14 protein-coding genes are annotated in these 15,504 nt (G+C 68.2%); 4 read left to right on the forward strand and 10 right to left on the reverse strand.

From position 1 onward, the window contains the following. Nucleotides 1-3 precede the first annotated feature (3 nt). Both HCU64_RS10615 and HCU64_RS10620 read right to left on the reverse strand, forming a co-directional pair. Nucleotides 4-1,284, reverse strand: a complete 1,281-nt coding sequence (locus HCU64_RS10615; protein ID WP_233383832.1) for an Hsp70 family protein — start codon at nt 1,282-1,284, stop codon at nt 4-6. Nucleotides 1,285-1,374: 90 nt separating this feature from the next. After that, complete coding sequence (locus HCU64_RS10620; RefSeq protein ID WP_233383833.1) at nt 1,375-2,880, reverse strand: carboxypeptidase M32; 1,506 nt, start codon at nt 2,878-2,880, stop codon at nt 1,375-1,377. A 168-nt stretch (nt 2,881-3,048) separates the two neighbouring features. On the opposite strand from HCU64_RS10620, the gene HCU64_RS10625 reads away from it, so the two are divergent. Beyond that, nucleotides 3,049-3,522, forward strand: coding sequence for a nuclear transport factor 2 family protein (locus tag HCU64_RS10625; protein WP_233383835.1), 474 nt, complete (start codon nt 3,049-3,051; stop codon nt 3,520-3,522). 11 nt (nt 3,523-3,533) lie between these two features. Further along, a complete protein-coding gene (locus HCU64_RS10630; protein ID WP_233383837.1) occupies nt 3,534-4,100 on the forward strand; it encodes a TetR/AcrR family transcriptional regulator in 567 nt (188 codons plus the stop codon). Between the two features lie 15 nt (nt 4,101-4,115). On the opposite strand, the gene HCU64_RS10635 is transcribed toward HCU64_RS10630, so the two are convergent. From HCU64_RS10635 to HCU64_RS10660, 6 genes are all read right to left on the reverse strand, one after another. Continuing rightward, nucleotides 4,116-4,994, reverse strand: a complete 879-nt coding sequence (locus HCU64_RS10635; protein ID WP_233383838.1) for an aldo/keto reductase family oxidoreductase — start codon at nt 4,992-4,994, stop codon at nt 4,116-4,118. 111 nt (nt 4,995-5,105) lie between these two features. Beyond that, nucleotides 5,106-6,419, reverse strand: coding sequence for a replication-associated recombination protein A (locus HCU64_RS10640; protein WP_233383840.1), 1,314 nt, complete (start codon nt 6,417-6,419; stop codon nt 5,106-5,108). A gap of 58 nt (nt 6,420-6,477) precedes the next feature. Continuing rightward, nucleotides 6,478-7,941 carry a DegQ family serine endoprotease gene (locus HCU64_RS10645; protein WP_233383842.1) on the reverse strand — a complete coding sequence of 488 codons (1,464 nt, stop codon included), beginning with the start codon at nt 7,939-7,941 and terminating at the stop codon, nt 6,478-6,480. A gap of 82 nt (nt 7,942-8,023) precedes the next feature. Continuing rightward, the gene (locus HCU64_RS10650; protein WP_233383843.1) at nt 8,024-8,881 is read right to left on the reverse strand and encodes a phasin family protein; all 858 of its coding nucleotides are present in this window, start codon (nt 8,879-8,881) and stop codon (nt 8,024-8,026) included. 136 nt (nt 8,882-9,017) lie between these two features. After that, the gene (locus HCU64_RS10655; RefSeq protein WP_233383844.1) at nt 9,018-9,371 is read right to left on the reverse strand and encodes a phasin; all 354 of its coding nucleotides are present in this window, start codon (nt 9,369-9,371) and stop codon (nt 9,018-9,020) included. 269 nt (nt 9,372-9,640) lie between these two features. Continuing rightward, the gene (locus tag HCU64_RS10660) at nt 9,641-10,906 is read right to left on the reverse strand and encodes a glycosyltransferase family 4 protein (protein ID WP_233383845.1); all 1,266 of its coding nucleotides are present in this window, start codon (nt 10,904-10,906) and stop codon (nt 9,641-9,643) included. A 115-nt stretch (nt 10,907-11,021) separates the two neighbouring features. On the opposite strand from HCU64_RS10660, the gene HCU64_RS10665 reads away from it, so the two are divergent. Beyond that, nucleotides 11,022-12,323: a glycosyltransferase family 4 protein gene (locus HCU64_RS10665; RefSeq protein ID WP_233383846.1), complete on the forward strand. Its 1,302-nt coding sequence runs from the start codon at nt 11,022-11,024 to the stop codon at nt 12,321-12,323. Nucleotides 12,324-12,368: 45 nt separating this feature from the next. After that, the gene (locus HCU64_RS10670) at nt 12,369-12,560 is read left to right on the forward strand and encodes a hypothetical protein (RefSeq protein WP_233383847.1); all 192 of its coding nucleotides are present in this window, start codon (nt 12,369-12,371) and stop codon (nt 12,558-12,560) included. Nucleotides 12,561-12,646: 86 nt separating this feature from the next. Here the strand turns inward: HCU64_RS10670 and HCU64_RS10675 are convergent, their stop codons facing one another. After that, complete coding sequence (locus HCU64_RS10675; RefSeq protein ID WP_233383848.1) at nt 12,647-14,332, reverse strand: acyl-CoA dehydrogenase family protein; 1,686 nt, start codon at nt 14,330-14,332, stop codon at nt 12,647-12,649. A gap of 125 nt (nt 14,333-14,457) precedes the next feature. Next, on the reverse strand, nt 14,458-15,339 hold the full coding sequence (locus tag HCU64_RS10680) for a DMT family transporter (protein ID WP_233383850.1): 882 nt from the start codon (nt 15,337-15,339) through the stop codon (nt 14,458-14,460). Between the last annotated feature and the right edge of the window lie 165 nt (nt 15,340-15,504).

Consider the following 15,504-nt stretch of genomic DNA (forward strand, 5'->3'; position numbering starts at 1 on the left):
GGCTCAGCCCACGGCCGCGCGCGACTTGGCCTTCACCGGCCCGAACTGCCGCGCCGCCTCGATCGCCAGACCGACGCCCACCGAGCCGAAGGTGTCGCCGTCGACGACGCGCGCCTCTGGCACGCAGGCGCAGAGCGCGGCGCGCACATGCGGCAGGCCAGTCGAGCCGCCGGTGAGGAAGATCGCGTCGATGTCGCCCGCGGCGAGCCCGGCCTGGATCAGGCAGCGCGCGATCCGCGCGGCGATGCGCTCGGCCAGCTCGCTGGTGTGACGCGCCAGACCGCCACGGTCGACGTCGACCGCGAGCCCCGACTCGATCCAGGCGAGATCGATGGTGCCGGAATCCGTGTCCGACGCGGCGATCTTTGCTCCCTCCACGGCAATGGCGAGGCTGTGGCCGCGCTCCGCCTCGACCACATGGCGCAGCCGCTCGATCAGCTCCGGCCGCGCCGCGTCGCGCGCGACCTCGTCGAGCTCGCGCAGCACCTTGCGGTCGTAGAGCCGGTTGATGGACGACCAGGTGGCGAGGTCGTGGAAATAGCTGGTCGGGACCAGGAGATCGGCGCGCTTCATTTGGGTGCCGAGGCCCATCAGCGGCATCACCGTGCCGAGGCTCAGCCTCCGATCGAAATCCGTGCCGCCGATGCGCACGCCGTCATTGGCCAGGATGTCCTCGGCACGCTCGGTCCGGCGGTGGCGCTCCGGCGAAAGCCGGACGATGGAAAAGTCCGAAGTGCCGCCGCCGATATCGGCGATCAGCGCGATCTCCTCGCGCACGACGGATTGCTCGTAATCGAGGGCCGCGGCGATCGGCTCGTACTGGAAGCGGACGTGGCGGAAGCCGACCTCTCCGGCGATGGCGCGCAGGGTGTCTTCGGCCTTGCGGTCGCCGGCCTCGTCGCCGTCGACGAAGTGGACCGGACGGCCATGCACCACCGTGTCGAGTTCGACGCCGCCGGCCGCTTCGGCCCGCGCTTTCACTGCGGCGAGATAGCGGGCGATGACTTCACGGAAGCGCAGGCGCTCGCGACCGACCGGTGTGCTCTCCTCGATCAGGCTGGAGCCCAGCACCGATTTCAGGCTGCGCATCAGCCGGCCCGGCGTGCCCTCGACATAGGCCTCGATGGCCGCGCGGCCGATGACGGCCTCGTGGCGCGGGCTGAAGAAGATCGCACTCGGGATGGTCCGATGCGCGCCTTCGAGCGGCAGCAGCGAGGGACGCCCGGCCGAGGCGAGGCCGAGCGTGGTGTTGGACGTGCCGAAATCGAGGCCGCAGGCTGCCATGCGCGAAGGGTCTCAGGCCGGTTTCTCGGGAGGGCCGGCTGCGTACAAGCAACCGCCCTGCCGGTCCACCGCCAAGAGACCTCCAGGACGTCAGGCCACGGCAGCGTCGGCGGCATAGCGCCGCTCGAGATGCGCCAGAAAATCCTCGGCGCCGAGCGGCTTGCCGGTGGCGGCGACGAACAATTCGTCGGTTTGGAGCAGGCTGCCCTTGGCGTGGACATTCTCGCGCAGCCAGCCGCACAGCCCCGAAAAATCGCCCTGTGCCAAGGCCGGCCGGATGCCGGGCAGCGCCTCGCAGGCCGCCGCGAAGAGCTGCGCCGCGCCCATCGCACCGAGGGTGTAGGTCGGGAAATAGCCGAAGCTGCCGCCGGGCCAGTGGATGTCCTGCAGGCAGCCTTCCCGGTCGTTCGTCACGGTGAGGCCGAGCAGCCGTTTCATGCCCTCGTTGAAGGCACCCGGCAGGTCGGCCACCGTGAGATCGCCCGCGACCATCGCCGTCTCGAGCTCGTAGCGGAGCAGGATGTGGGCTGGGTAGGTCACTTCGTCGGCGTCGACGCGGATGAAGCCCGGCTCGACCCGCGTGTAGAGGCGATAGACGTTGTCGGCCTCCCAGGCGGCCCCGTCGCCGCCGAAGGCCTCGCGCAGGCGCGGCGCCAGGAAGTCCACGAACTCGCGGCTGCGGCAGGCCTGCATCTCGATGAGCAGCGACTGGCTCTCATGCAGGCTCATGCCGCGAGCCTGGCTCACCGGCTGATGGCGCCAGGCAGCGGGACGGCCCTGCTCGTAGAGTGCATGGCCGGTCTCATGCATCACGCCCATCAGGGCGCGAGTGGCGTCGGCCTCGTCGTAGCGGGTGGTGATGCGGACATCGTCGGTGGCACCTCCGCAGAACGGGTGCAGGCTGACATCGAGCCGGCCGCGCTCGAAATCGAAGCCCGCCGCCCGCATCAGCGTCAGTCCGAGCTGCTTCTGGCTCTCCACCGGGAATCGGCCGGGCAGCGGCACCGCCGGAGCCAGCGCGGCCTGCCGCGCCTGCACCCGCGCGAGGAGATCCGGCAGCGTGGCGCGCAACGTCGCGAAGAGCGCGTCGATCCGGGCCTGGCGCATGCCGGGATCGTAGCCGTCGAGCAGGGCATCGTAGGGCGACAGGCCGAGCACGGCGCCCTTCGCCTCGCCGATCTGTCGCTGAAGCCGCAGCGTCTCGGCGAGGTGCGGGGCCAGCATGGCGAAGTCGCCCTGCTTGCGCGCCTCGCGCCAAGCCATTTCCGAGCGCGTCGCGGCCTTGGAGCTCGCCTCGACGAGATCCCCGGGCACGGCCGAGGCATGGATATAGGTGCGGCGCATCTCGCGCAGGTTCGCGCGCTCCCACTCGCCGAGCGCCGCCACCTCCTCCTCGGCCTCCGCAAGGGCGTCTGCGGTCTTCTGCGAGGTCAGAATCTCATGGGCGAGCACGCTCAGCGTGGCGAGCTGTTCTCCGCGCATGTCCGACGCGCCGTCCGGCATCAGCGTCTGCATGTCCCAGCCGAGGATGCCCGAGGCGTCCTCGATGGCGCCGAGCCGCGAGAACGTCGTGGCGGGAGAGCGATAGGCCTGCATCGAGCGCGGCTGTCCTTTTCCAGTCGTCCGGTCTGCGCCGACCTAACATGGCGCGGCACGGCCTGACGATGCGGGCCCTCGTAAGCCCGTTGACATCCGTGCGACTCGTCTGTACCGAACGGTACATGTTGTACTGATCGGTACAACAAACGCCGACAGGAGCCGACGATGTCCGAGAGCCGCCCTCCCCTTCCGCCCTTCACCTACGAATCTGCCGTCAAGAAGGTCCGCGCCGCCGAGGACGGATGGAACAGCTGCAACGCAGAGAAGGTCTCCCTGGCCTATACGGTCGACAGCCGTTGGCGGAACCGGTCGATGATCTTCCAGGGCCGCGAGGCCATCGTGAACTTCCTCAAGCGGAAATGGGAGCACGAGTTCGACTACCGCCTGATCAAGGAGATCTGGGCTCATTCCGAGAACCGCATCGCGGTACGCTTCGCCTACGAGTATCGGAGCGCGTCCGGCAGCTGGTTCCGCGCCTATGGCAACGAGAACTGGGAGTTCGACGAGAACGGCCTGATGCGGGTGCGCCATGCCAGCATCAACGACATCGCGATCCAGGAGAGCGAGCGGCTCTTCCACTGGGATCGCTCCGCACCGCGGCCGGCCGACCATCCCGGCCTGACCGAACTGGGGCTGTAAGCGAGCACGCAATGCCACGAACCGTGAAGGCCCGCGCGGACGTCTTGCCTGCGCTGGCCGAGGTCTTCCGAGAATACGGCTACGAGGGCGCGAGCCTGTCCCTGATCGGGCAGCGCACGGAGCTGGGCAAAGGCAGCCTCTACAACTTCTTCCCCGGAGGGAAGGAGGAGATGGCCAATGCCGTGCTCGACGAGATCGATGCATGGTTCGAGACGCGGATGTTCAAACCGCTGCGCGACGAGGCCGACGCCGCACAGGCGATCCGTGCGATGCTCGCGGACACCGTGACGTATTTCCGCTCGGGCCAGCGCGTCTGTCTCGTGGGCGCGCTGGCGCTCGGCGATGCGCGGGATCGCTTCGCCGAGCGGATCAACGTGTATTTCGCAGCCTGGCGCGACGCGCTGGCGTCGGCTCTGGAGCGCAGCGGCCTGTCCCCGGCCAACGCTGCGCCTCTGGCCGAAGACGCCGTCGCCATGATCCAGGGCGGTCTGGTGGCGACGCGCGCGATGCACGATCCGGCCCTGTTCGAACGCATCATCGCCCGGCTCGAAACACGCCTCCTGCCGACGGGAGCCTGACCGGCTCGGTCGATATCAGGCCGATTTTTCGGCGGCGATCTGATCGAGCGCCCGCATCGTCTCCTCGGAAAGCTCGAGTTCGGCTGCCGCAAGGTTCTCGCGCAGATGGCCGACCGACGAGGTCCCCGGGATGAGCAGGATGTTCGGCGCGCGCCGCAGGAGCCAAGCCAGGGCCACCTGCATCGGCGTCGCGCCGAGCTTCGCGGCGACGTCGGAAAGCGCCGTCGATTGCAGCGGCGAAAATCCGCCGAGCGGGAAGAACGGCACATAGGCCGTACCGGCAGCGGCGAGGTCGTCGATCAGCGCGTCATCCTCGCGATGGGCGAGGTTGTACTGGTTCTGCAGGCAGACGATGTCTGTGATCTTGCGGCCCTCGGCGACCTGGTTGGCCGTCGCGTTGCTCAAGCCGACATGGCGTACGAGGCCCTGCTTCTGCAGCTCCGCCAGCACCGAGAGCGGCTCCTCGATCGGGCCCTCGGCCGGACCGTGCACGTCGAACATCAGCCGCAGGTTCACGACATCGAGCGCCTCGACGCCGAGATTGCGCAGGTTGTCGTGGACCGCGCTCGTCAGCTCCGCAGCCGAGAAGGCCTTGTTCCAGGACGCATCCGGGCCGCGCTTGGCCCCGATCTTGGTGACGATCACGAGATCGTCCGGATAGGGGTGCAGCGCCTCGCGGATGATCTGGTTGGTGACGTGCGGGCCGTAGAAGTCGCTGGTGTCGATGTGGTCGACGCCTCTCGCCACCGCCTCGCGCAACACCGCGATCGCGGCCTGCCGGTCCTTCGGCGGCCCGAACACGCCCGGCCCCGCGAGTTGCATCGCGCCGTAGCCGAGACGCTTCACCGTGCGGTCGCCGAGCTTGAACGTGCCGGCCTTGGCGATGTCGGTCATGGATCATCTCCTCTTGATCGATGACCCATGTAGTTCGCTCGCGGCTGCCGGATAATCGGGCCCTATCGGCACGGCCCGTTCGACAATCCGCACAATAAGGCTGCGCTCGGCCTAGTCCTCACCGCGCCGCTCCTGCCGCAGCCGCTCCCAATAGGCGAGGCGCTCGCGGTATCGCGTCTCCATCCCTCGGTCGGTCGGCTCGTAGAAGTATTGCCGCTCGAGCTTTTCCGGCCAGTAATCCTGTCCCGAGAAGGCGTCCGGCTCGTCGTGGTCGTAGCGGTAGCTATCGCCGTAGCCGATCGCCTTCATCAGCTTGGTCGGCGCGTTGAGGATCACCCGCGGCGGGGGCAGCGAGCCGTTCTCCTTCGCCACGCGCGTCGCGGCCTTGTAGGCGTTGTAGACCGCGTTCGATTTGGGGGCGCAGGCGAGGTAGACCGTGGCCTGGGCCAGGGCGAGTTCGCCCTCGGGCGAGCCGAGGAAATCGAAGGCGTCCTTCGCCGCGTTGGCGATTACCAGCGCCTGGGGATCGGCGAGGCCGATATCCTCGACGGCCATCCGCACCAGCCGCCGCGCGATAAACAGGCGATCCTCACCGCCATCGAGCATCCGGCAGAGATAGTAGAGCGCCGCGTCGGGGTCCGAACCGCGCACCGTCTTATGGAGCGCGCTGATCAGGTTGTAGTGGCCTTCCTGCGACTTGTCGTAGATCGGCGCCCGGCGCTGGACGAGATCCTGCAGAGTCTCAGCGTTCAGCACCTCGCCGGGCTTGGCCGAGCGCCAGACTTCCTCCGCCAACGTCAACGAGGCGCGCCCGTCACCATCGGCCATGCGCACGAGGACGCCGCGGGCCTCCTCGTCGAGGGGGAGCGCCTGCTTGGTCAGATCTTCGGCGCGGGCGAGCAGCTTGGCGATCGCCCCGTCGTTCAGCGCCCTAAAGAGCAGGACGCGGGCACGCGACAGCAGGGCCGCATTCAGCTCGAAGGACGGGTTTTCGGTGGTGGCGCCGACGAGGGTGACGGTGCCGTCCTCCATCACCGGCAGGAAGGCATCGAGCTGGGCCCGGTTGAAGCGGTGGATCTCGTCGACGAAGAGCAGCGTACCCTTGCCGGTCGAGCGTCGCCCGCGCGCGGCCTCGAACACCTTACGCAGATCGGCGACGCCGGAAAAGATCGCCGAAATCTGCTCGAAATGCAGGTCGACTTCGCGCGCGAGCAACCGGGCCACGGTGGTCTTGCCCGTGCCCGGCGGCCCCCAGAAGATCAGCGAGCCGAGCGCCTTCGAGGCGAGCAACCGTGTCAGCGCGCCATCCGGGCCGGTCAGATGCTCCTGGCCGACGACCTCGCCGAGCGTCTGGGGGCGCAGGCGGTCGGCGAGCGGACGCGGCGCTGTGGTGTCGAGGCCGGCCGAGGCGAAGAGATCGGACATCGGCGCATCAACACCGCACGCTGTCCGCTCGGCAAGCCCAGGGGCGCCCGCAGCTGCCCTATCCCCGGAAGACCGAGGTCATCACGGAGCCGCCGCGGTTGATCGAGACCTCCCAGATGCCCAGGCTGTCCCGGGTCATCCGCTCGAGGTCCTTCGTCGAGTTCACCGTACTGCCGTTGATGGCGACGATCACGTCGCCCTTCTTGAAGCCGGCGCGGGCGGCAATCGAGTTGTCGTCGACATCGGTGACGGCGACCCCGTCGTTTGGCAGGTCGAGTTGCATCTCCTCCGAGACCGCAGGCGACGTGTTGACGAGCGTCGCACCGACGAAGGGAGAGCGGGTCTTCACCTTCAGGACATCGCGCGGCCGCGTCTCGGGAGCCGGACCGAGCTTTACCTCGACCGTCTGCTTCTTCGCGCCGCGCTGGACGCCGAAGACCGACTTTCCGGTGATGCCCTTGAGCGCGAAGCGGTAGCCGAAGGCCTCCGGGTCATCGACGGGCTGCCCGTCGATGGTGAGCACGATGTCGCCGCGCTTGAGGCCGGATTCCTCGGCCGGGCTCTTCGGCTGCATGCTGGCGACGAGCACGCCGGTCGGCCGGTCGAGCCCGACGCTCTCGGCGATGTCGGGGGTCACGGTCTGGAGGCGGGCGCCGAGCCACGGCCGGCGTACCGTCGTGCCGCCGGTCTTGGCCGTCTCGACCACCGCCTTGATCATGCTCGCGGGAATCGCGAAGCCGATGCCGTGGCTGCCGCCGGATTGCGAGTAGATCGCCGTGTTCACCCCGACGAGGTGTCCCTTGAGGTCCACCAGCGCACCGCCGGAATTGCCCGGATTGATGGCCGCGTCGGTCTGGATGAAGAACTGGTAGTCGGACGAGCCGACCTGCGTGCGGGCCAGCGCCGAGATAATGCCCTGCGTCACCGTCTGGCCGACGCCGAACGGGTTGCCGATCGCCATCACGAAGTCGCCGACCTCGAGATGGTCGGAATCGCCGATCGGCATCGGAGCGACGTCGGCCGGGGTCTTGATCTTGAGCACGGCGAGGTCGGTACGCGGATCGCGCAGCACGATGCTGGCCTCGAACTCGCGACGGTCGGCGAGCGAGACCTTCACCTCGTTCATGTTCTCGATGACGTGGTTGTTGGTGATCACGAGGCCCGAGGCGTCGACGATCACGCCGGAGCCGAGGGAGCGCTGCGCCCGTTCGCCGGGCGAACCGCCCATGCCGCCGCCCGGGCCGTCCTCGCCGAAGAAGCGCCGCATGAACTCCGCCATGGCGCTGGAACGCGAGTTCCGCTTCTCGACATGCGAGGCGTAGACGTTGACGACAGACGGCGCGGCCTTCTTCACGATCGGCGCGAAGGAGAGCTGGATCTCACCCTTCGAGAGCGGGGGCGCCTTCTCGATCGCCGCCCGCTCGGCGGTCGTCTGCGCGAGCAGCGGCAGCGGAGCGAGACAGGCCGAAGCGCCCAGGGCGGCGGCCAAGAGGCGGGCCGGCATGAAGGGCGGACGAGGCATGGTAGTCTCCCGAAGGCAGTGAGCTTGCGGGCTATCTATCACGCCGAATCGGGCAGGCGAGTGGCCTGGCCCGGGTACAATGTCACGGCAGGCGGGCGCCGCCGATCCGGCTCGCGCTACGCACGATCGCGCTGATGCAGGTCAGCGAGGAATCGGCCGCACGCTGGAATTCGCCGACCTGAAGGCGGATCAGCTCGGCCGGCGACTTCACCTTGGAGAGTGCCTGCATGTGAGCCAGCGCGGCTTCGCCCTCCTTGCGGACGAAGGCGAGAACGGTCTCGTTGATCTCGGTGAACTGCGTCGACGACGCCGTGACGCCGAACCCGGCGACAGCAGCGATGTCGGCCTTCGGCTGCGGCTTCGCGGCCTGCGGCTTGGGTGCCTCCGGCGCGGCCGCTGGCTTCGGCGCGGGGCCCGGCTTGGCCTCGACCTTCGCAACCGGAGCGGGCGTGACGTCGGCAGGCTTCGGCGTAGCAGCCTTGGCCTCGGCAGGCTTGGGCTCGACCTTCGCCGCAGGCGCGGCCGTCTTCGCGTTGGAATTCGCCGGCTTCACCTCGGCCGACGGTGCAGGCGCCGCCTTCGGTGGGGCGCTTGCGACAGCAGCAGGCTTGGGGGCCTCGACCTTGAGGGCGGGCACGGCAGGCTTGGCTGCGGCCAGCTCGGGGACCTTCACCGCTGCGGGAACGGCCTTCGGCGCCGCGGTGGCGGCTTTCTGCTCCGGAGCCTTTGCGGCGGGGGCCGGCTTGTCCTGAGCCTTGGCAGGCGCGGCTGCAACGGCAGGCTTCGGTGCGGGGGCGGCAGCGGGCTTGGCTGCAGCCGGAGCGGATTTCGAGGGCGGCTTCGGCGCGGCCTTCGCGACGGCGTCGACCGGCTTGGTCGCCGCCTTGGCATCCTTCGCGGCAGCGTCGGATTTCTGCTTCGGGTCAGTGCGAGTCGCCATCAAACCGCCTCCTCGTCATTCACGTCGATCGAGGCGCTCAGTCTCGATCGCCTCCTTGGTCCCTGGGCCGAACCCACGGCCGATCCGGCCGCGGGTTCGCCGAGAGATGCTTTGTCTTACCAGGCCGTAATGGCCTTTAGTGGGCGGTCTTCTGGGCGAGGGCGCCGTATTCCTTCGCCTGCGACTGCAGCGTGGCGAACTGGGCCTTCACGTACTCGGACTGCAGCTCGAAAGCCTCGCGGAAGTCGCGGGCGCGGACGAGCTTCTGCGTGAAGTCGAAGGTGGCGTTGGCGTTGGTCTGGGCATGGTCGATGCCCTTGAGGATGGCAGCATGAACCGTCGACTGGACGTTCACGCCCGTGCTCTGCAGCTGCTCGGAGGTCTTCAGAGCGCCGCTGAAGAAGCTGCCGAACGCATTGCGGGCCTGCTCGACGCTCTTGTCAGCGAACTCGCGCAGCTCGGTCGGGATCTCGAAACCTTGCGTAGCCAAAGCAATCTCTCCTGTGAGCTTTTCCGTCGGGCTCCGGCGACTCATCGCCGCGGCCCGGTGGAGATATGTTGCAACGCAACATGAAAGTCAAGGAGGCCTTCCGGCCCATTTCGCCGGCCCGAACCGGGGTTGATATGTAATTGATCTAAAAGTGAATTGTTAATTCGATAAGGTAACAATTCCCTGGGGTTGCCGTCAAACGTGCAGAGCGAAGATCTGGTAGTCGGCTGTCGATCTCTGCCTTGGGCGCTGACTTCGCCGCATCAATGTCAGCGAGCCGTGAAATTGAATGCAGAATCGATCTTCTGACGGCTGAGCTTGGGTGCAGTTCCACGTATCTGTGCTTCGTAGATGCGGATCAGGCCGTCCGCATACGCGGAGAGGGTCATCGGCGCCGCCCAGTAGCGCTCGTAGGCGCCCTGTCCTGTGCGATGCACAATCGCATTGTCCGCAAGTCGATCGAAGGCCGTGGCGAGGGCGTCGACGTCGGGCTCGACGACGAAGCCGCTCACCCCGTCTACGACCTTCTCCGAGGCGCCCGAGCGCGCCGACGCGACCACGGGAATGCCGGCTGCCAGCGCCTCGTAGACCGTGAGCGGACCCGTCTCGTACCAGCGCGAGGGCGCGCAGACGGCGCGGGCGCGGGCGCGCAGCACGGCCTCGACCTCTGCCGGGCTGCGCCAGCCGAGCAGCTCGACGCCGGGCATTGCGCGTAACCGATCCTCGAGCGGACCAGCACCCACGAACAAGGCCGGCATTCCCGCCTTCCGCGCAGCCTCGGCGACGAGATCGGCGCCTTTCTCCTGCGTCAGGCGGCCGACATAAACGATGGCGTCGCCCTGGGCCGGATCGGCCGGCGCGCCCTGCGGCGTGCGCACCGGGTTGTCGAGGCGGTGATGGCGAAGGTCGAAGCCCGCAAGCAGCGCCCCGGCCCGCGCCACGCTCGCATCGCAGACATGGACGACGTCGAGCCGGCCGGAACCGATCGCGGTGCGCATCGCGGCGGAGCGCGCAACGCGCACCATCTTGTGCAGCCGGCTCTTCGGATCACAGGCGGCGGCGACACACGAGGCGGAGAGAGGCTTCAGCGCGCACGGCTCGCCCTGGTCGAAGCGATAGTAGAGGCCGTTCGGGCAGGCCAGGAAGTATTCGTGCAGGGTCAGCGTCACCGGCACGCCGCGGGCGAGCAGGACGGGGAGGACCGCCGGCGAGAGCGCACGGGTCCATTGATGCAGGTGGATGCAATCGGCCGGCACCGGCAGCGCGTCGAGGGCGGCGGCGAGCCTGCGCGCAGCCTCGCCGTGCCAAATGCCGGTCACCGCCCCCTTCCAGGCCGGCAGGGACCAGACGTCCGCGAGCCCGAGGCCGATCCGGTTGATGCGCGGATGATCGAGCAGCGGGTCGACCGGGCCGTCGATCGCCTGGATGAAGCTGACGGCGACCCCGGCCTCGGCGAGGCCACGTGCCGATTCCACCGCGACCTTCTCCGCGCCGCCGCTGGCGACGGCGAATTCGGCGAGGATGACGACGTGCATGACGGGGCGTCCCGGTCGCCGGGCAAAGTTACCCGAGCCGATTGCACGGTTTACGCCCGATCAACTGCCGAGCGGTAAAGATGCCCGACTTTTCCCGGAATGATCGGGTGCCATCGTGCGTGTCGTCCTCGTTCTCGATCACGCCCACATCAATGGGGGGCAGGCGAAAGTCGCGCTCGACTCCGCCCTCGGGCTGAGCGCGCGCGGCCACGCGGTCACCGTGTTCGCGGCGGTCGGCCCGGTCGATCCTCGTCTCGAGGAGGCCGGCATCCGCGTCGTCTGCCTCGGCCAGGCAGACATCGAGTCCACGAAGAACAAGCTCGCCTTCGCCGCGCAGGCAATCTGGAACCGCAAGGCCGCCGACGCGCTCGGCAAGGAGCTACGGCACTACGATCCGGCCGACACGCTGGTGCATGTCCACGCCTTCGCCAAGTCGCTGTCGCCTTCGATCGGGGTAGCGATCGCGGCATCGGGCCTGCCGTGCCTCTACACCATGCACGAGTTCTTCCTGGTCTGCCCGAATGGCGGATTCTACGATTACCCGGCCGAAGCGATCTGCCATCGGACGCCGATGTCCGCCGCCTGCCTCGGCACGAATTGCGATGCCCGCTCCTATCCGCGCAAGCTCCTGCGTGTGGTGCGCCATGTCGGGCTCGATCACGTCGCGAAGTTGCCCAGGCTCTTCCGCCACGTGATCACGATCAGCGCCCTTCAGGAGCGGGTCGTTGCGCCCCTTTTGCCCGCGGGCACCGTCTTCCACCGGGTGGACAACCCGATCTCCGTGCCGAAAGCGCCTGCCCGATCCGGACCGCCGGGCGACTTCCTGTTCGTCGGCCGCATCTCCACCGAGAAGGGTGCGCCGATCTTCGCGGAGGCCGCGCGTCGCGCCGGTGTGAGGCCGGTCTTCGTCGGCGACGGGCCGAGCGCAACCGAACTCAAGGTGCGCTATCCCGAGAGTGTGATGCTCGGCTGGAAAAACGCCGAGCAGGTCCAGGCGCTGATGCGCGAGGCCCGCGCACTCGTATTTCCGAGCATCTGGTACGAGGGCCAGCCGCTCACCGTCTACGAGGCGCTCGCCGTCGGCTGCCCGGTCGTCGTCAGTGATGCCTGCGCGGGCCGCGAGGCGATCGAGGACGGCGAGAACGGGTTCTGGTTCCGCTCCGGCGACTCGGCGGCCCTGGCCGCGCACCTCACCCGGCTGACCGACGATGGCCTCGCCGATCGCCTCAGCCGGCAGGCCCACGAGCACTACTGGGCCGGCCCGCTCAGCGTCGACGCGCATCTCGACCGGCTGGAGCAGGTCTACGACCGGGTCGCACGCGAGGCCGCCGGGCGCCGGCGGGGCGCCGCGATGCCGAGCGCGCGTCGCTATCCACCCCCAATCGGTCCGGAAACACCCCCACGCCCGCTGCGTTGACCCGGCAAGCGCATCGCAATGCGCAGAGTGCAACAGCGAGGCGACATGTCCGACACGACCTCCCCGAAGCCGGGCGATCCGAAGGCCGACGAGCACGCGAAGCCTCGGCCCGCGCAAAAGGTCAGCGACAAGGCCAATCCCGAAAACGAGCCGGGCGAGCTCGAAAAGCGGCTCGACGAGGCGCTCGAAGATACGTTTCCTTCGAGCGATCCGGTCTCGGTCAAGATCACGAAATAGCTGACGCGCTCGTCCACGAAAAAGGGCGCCGGGGCTTTCACCCCGGCGCCCTCTTTTTTCTGCTTCTCTCGAGCGCTGCGAGAGACCTACTGCTCCAGCAGGCGGCGCGCGATCACCTGGGCCTGGATCTCGGCTGCACCCTCGAAGATGTTGAGGATACGCGCATCGCAGAGGATACGACTCGCCGTGTATTCCAGCGCGAAGCCGTTGCCGCCATGGATCTGCAGGGCGTTGTCGGCCGCGGCCCAGGCGACACGGGCGCCGAGCAGCTTGGCCATGCCGGCCTCGAGATCGCAGCGCTTGCCCTCGTCCTTCTCGCGGGCCGAGAAGTAGGTGAGCTGGCGGGCGATGTTGATCTCCACCGCCATCATCGCGATCTTGTCGGCGACCCGCGGAAACTCCACCAGCGGCTTGCCGAACTGGATGCGCTCCTCGGCATAGCGCAGGCCGACGTCGAGCGCGGCCTGGGCGACGCCAATGGCACGGGCCGCCGTCTGGATACGGGCGGATTCGAAGGTCTGCATGAGCTGGGTGAAGCCCTTGCCCTCGACATCGCCGAGGAGGTTGGCGCCGGGCACCTCGAAGCCCTCGAAGGAGAGTTCGTATTCCTTCATGCCGCGATAGCCGAGCACCTCGATCTCGCCACCGGTCAGGCCGTCGACCGGGAAAGGCTCGGCATCGGTGCCGCGCGGCTTCTCGGCAATGAGCATGGAGAGGCCGCGGTGGCCCTTCTCCTCGGGCTTCGTCCGTACCAGCACCGTCATGATGTCGGCGCGCACGGGATGGGTGATCCAGGTCTTGTTGCCGGTGATCTTCCAGACGTCGCCCTCTTTCACCGCGCGGGTGCGTAGCGACGCGAGGTCGGAGCCGGTATTCGGCTCGGTGAAGACGGCAGTCGGCAGGATCTCGCCCGAGGCGAGCTTCGGCAGGAAGCGCTGCTTCTGCTCCTCGGTGCCGCCGCCGAGGATCAGCTCGGCCGCGATCTCGGAGCGGGTGCCGAGCGAGCCGACGCCGATATAGGCGCGCGACAGCTCTTCCGAGACCACGCACATCGCGGCCTTCGGCATGCCCATGCCGCCATATTCCTCGGGGATCGTCAGGCCGAAGACGCCGAGCTCGGCCATCTTCTCGATGATCTCCATCGGGATGTAGTCGTTCTTCAGGTGCCACTCATGCGCCTGCTCGACGACCTCGGCCTTGCCGAAGCGGCGCATCTCGGAGCGGATCGCCTCCATGTCCTCGTCGAGGCCGGATTCGCCGATCGTCGCGGAGCCGGAGCCCTCGCGGATCTTGGCGACCAGCGCCTTGCGGTTGGCGGCGGTGTTGCCGTCGGCGATCACCGCCTCGACGGCCTCGCTGCGGTACTGTGCCAACTCGCCGAGCTTGAAGCCGAGCGACGAGGTCGGGCGCACCATCTCGCCCTGGCTCATCGGGATGCCGCCGAACATCTGGTCGAGGTATTCGCCCGCGCCGATCTTCACGAGCAGCGTCTCGGTCTCGCCGAGCTTGCCCTCGCCCTGAAGCCGCTCGGCATAACCGGAGAGCTCGCGCACCGCCTCGCCGTAGGTCGCGAGCCAGGCCAGACCGTGGGCGGCGTGCTGCTCGGCTTCGAGTTTGCCGGCGTCGATCTTGCCCTCAGGGGTGAGCACGAGCTTGCGCACCCGCGCGGTGGCCTCGGCGACGAGCTTCGCGGCGGAATCGGCCGCCGCGCGGGTCAGGCCGACGAGATCCTGCGCGTCGTCGGTCGATGAGATGGCGGGAGAAGCGGCCATGGTTCACTCTCTGAAATCAAAAATCCTTGGGGTCATTATAGGGTCTCGCGGCGCTGCAGTAGGGGGTTATTGCTTTGCCGTGCCAAGAACTTGCGTGAATGCAAAATACATTCATCAAGAAGGGTCTAGCCCCTGCTGGCGAGAGCGACACCTGCCGCCGCCACCGCCATGCCGGCGATCTGGATCGGGCTCAGCGCCTCCCCGAACATCGCATAGGCCATCAGGGCGGAGACCGGCGGCACCAGGAAGAGGAGCGAGGCCACGCCAGCCACGGCCCCCCGCCGGATCAACGCCATCAGGAGCAGGATTCCCGCGACCGAATTGCCGAGCACCGACCAGGCGAAGCCGAGGCCGAGCGACCAACCGAGATCAGCATGCCAATCGCCGAAAAGGGCCGCCATCGGCAGCATCAGCAGCGAGGCGCCGGTGAACTGGATGGTGGCATTCGCGAGGAGATCCGTGCCCCCAGCCGTGCGCTTCTGCCAGAGCGTGCCGAGCGTCATTGCAACCATCGCTGCGAGGCAGACCGCGAGCGCCACGGGTGGGATGCCGGAGGCATCGACCGCGCCGAGTTTCGGCGCCAGCACCAGCCCCGCGCCGAGAAAGCCCGCACCGATGCCGGCCCATCGCCGTCCAGCGACCCGCTCGCCGAGCAGCGGACCTGCGATCGCCGCGGTGAGCAGCGGCTGCAGGCTTCCGACCAGGGCGGCGATGCCGGCCGGCAATCCGCGATGGACGGACCAGAACACGCCGGCGACGTAGAAACCCTGCATCAGCACCCCGGCGATCAGGGCATTCCGCCAGCCGTCGAGCTTCGGCCAGCGCACGCCGTTGGCGGCGCTGATCGCCGCGAGCACCAGGGCGGTCACCACGACGCGCACGGCGACGAAGGCCAGGGGCTCGGCATGGGGCGCCACGAGGCGCGCCGTGACGAACCCCGTCGCCCAGATCACAACGAATAGGCTCGGAATCAGGGTTGCCGGCAGCCCGGCGGATTTCCTCGGCATGACGAGAGGCCTCGACCATGCGCTGTGCGGGGATGCAACCGCAGGCATCGGCGCCCAGCCATGCGTGGAGCATCCTTCCCGATGCGTCGATCACCACGTTGACGAAACCGTCCAGGTTCCGCGTAAGTCCGAGCAGGCCCGTCCTCGGGCCGATGGACACCCTGA

The sequence above is a fragment of the Methylobacterium sp. C25 genome, assembly GCF_021352225.1.
Lineage (GTDB): Bacteria > Pseudomonadota > Alphaproteobacteria > Rhizobiales > Beijerinckiaceae > Methylobacterium.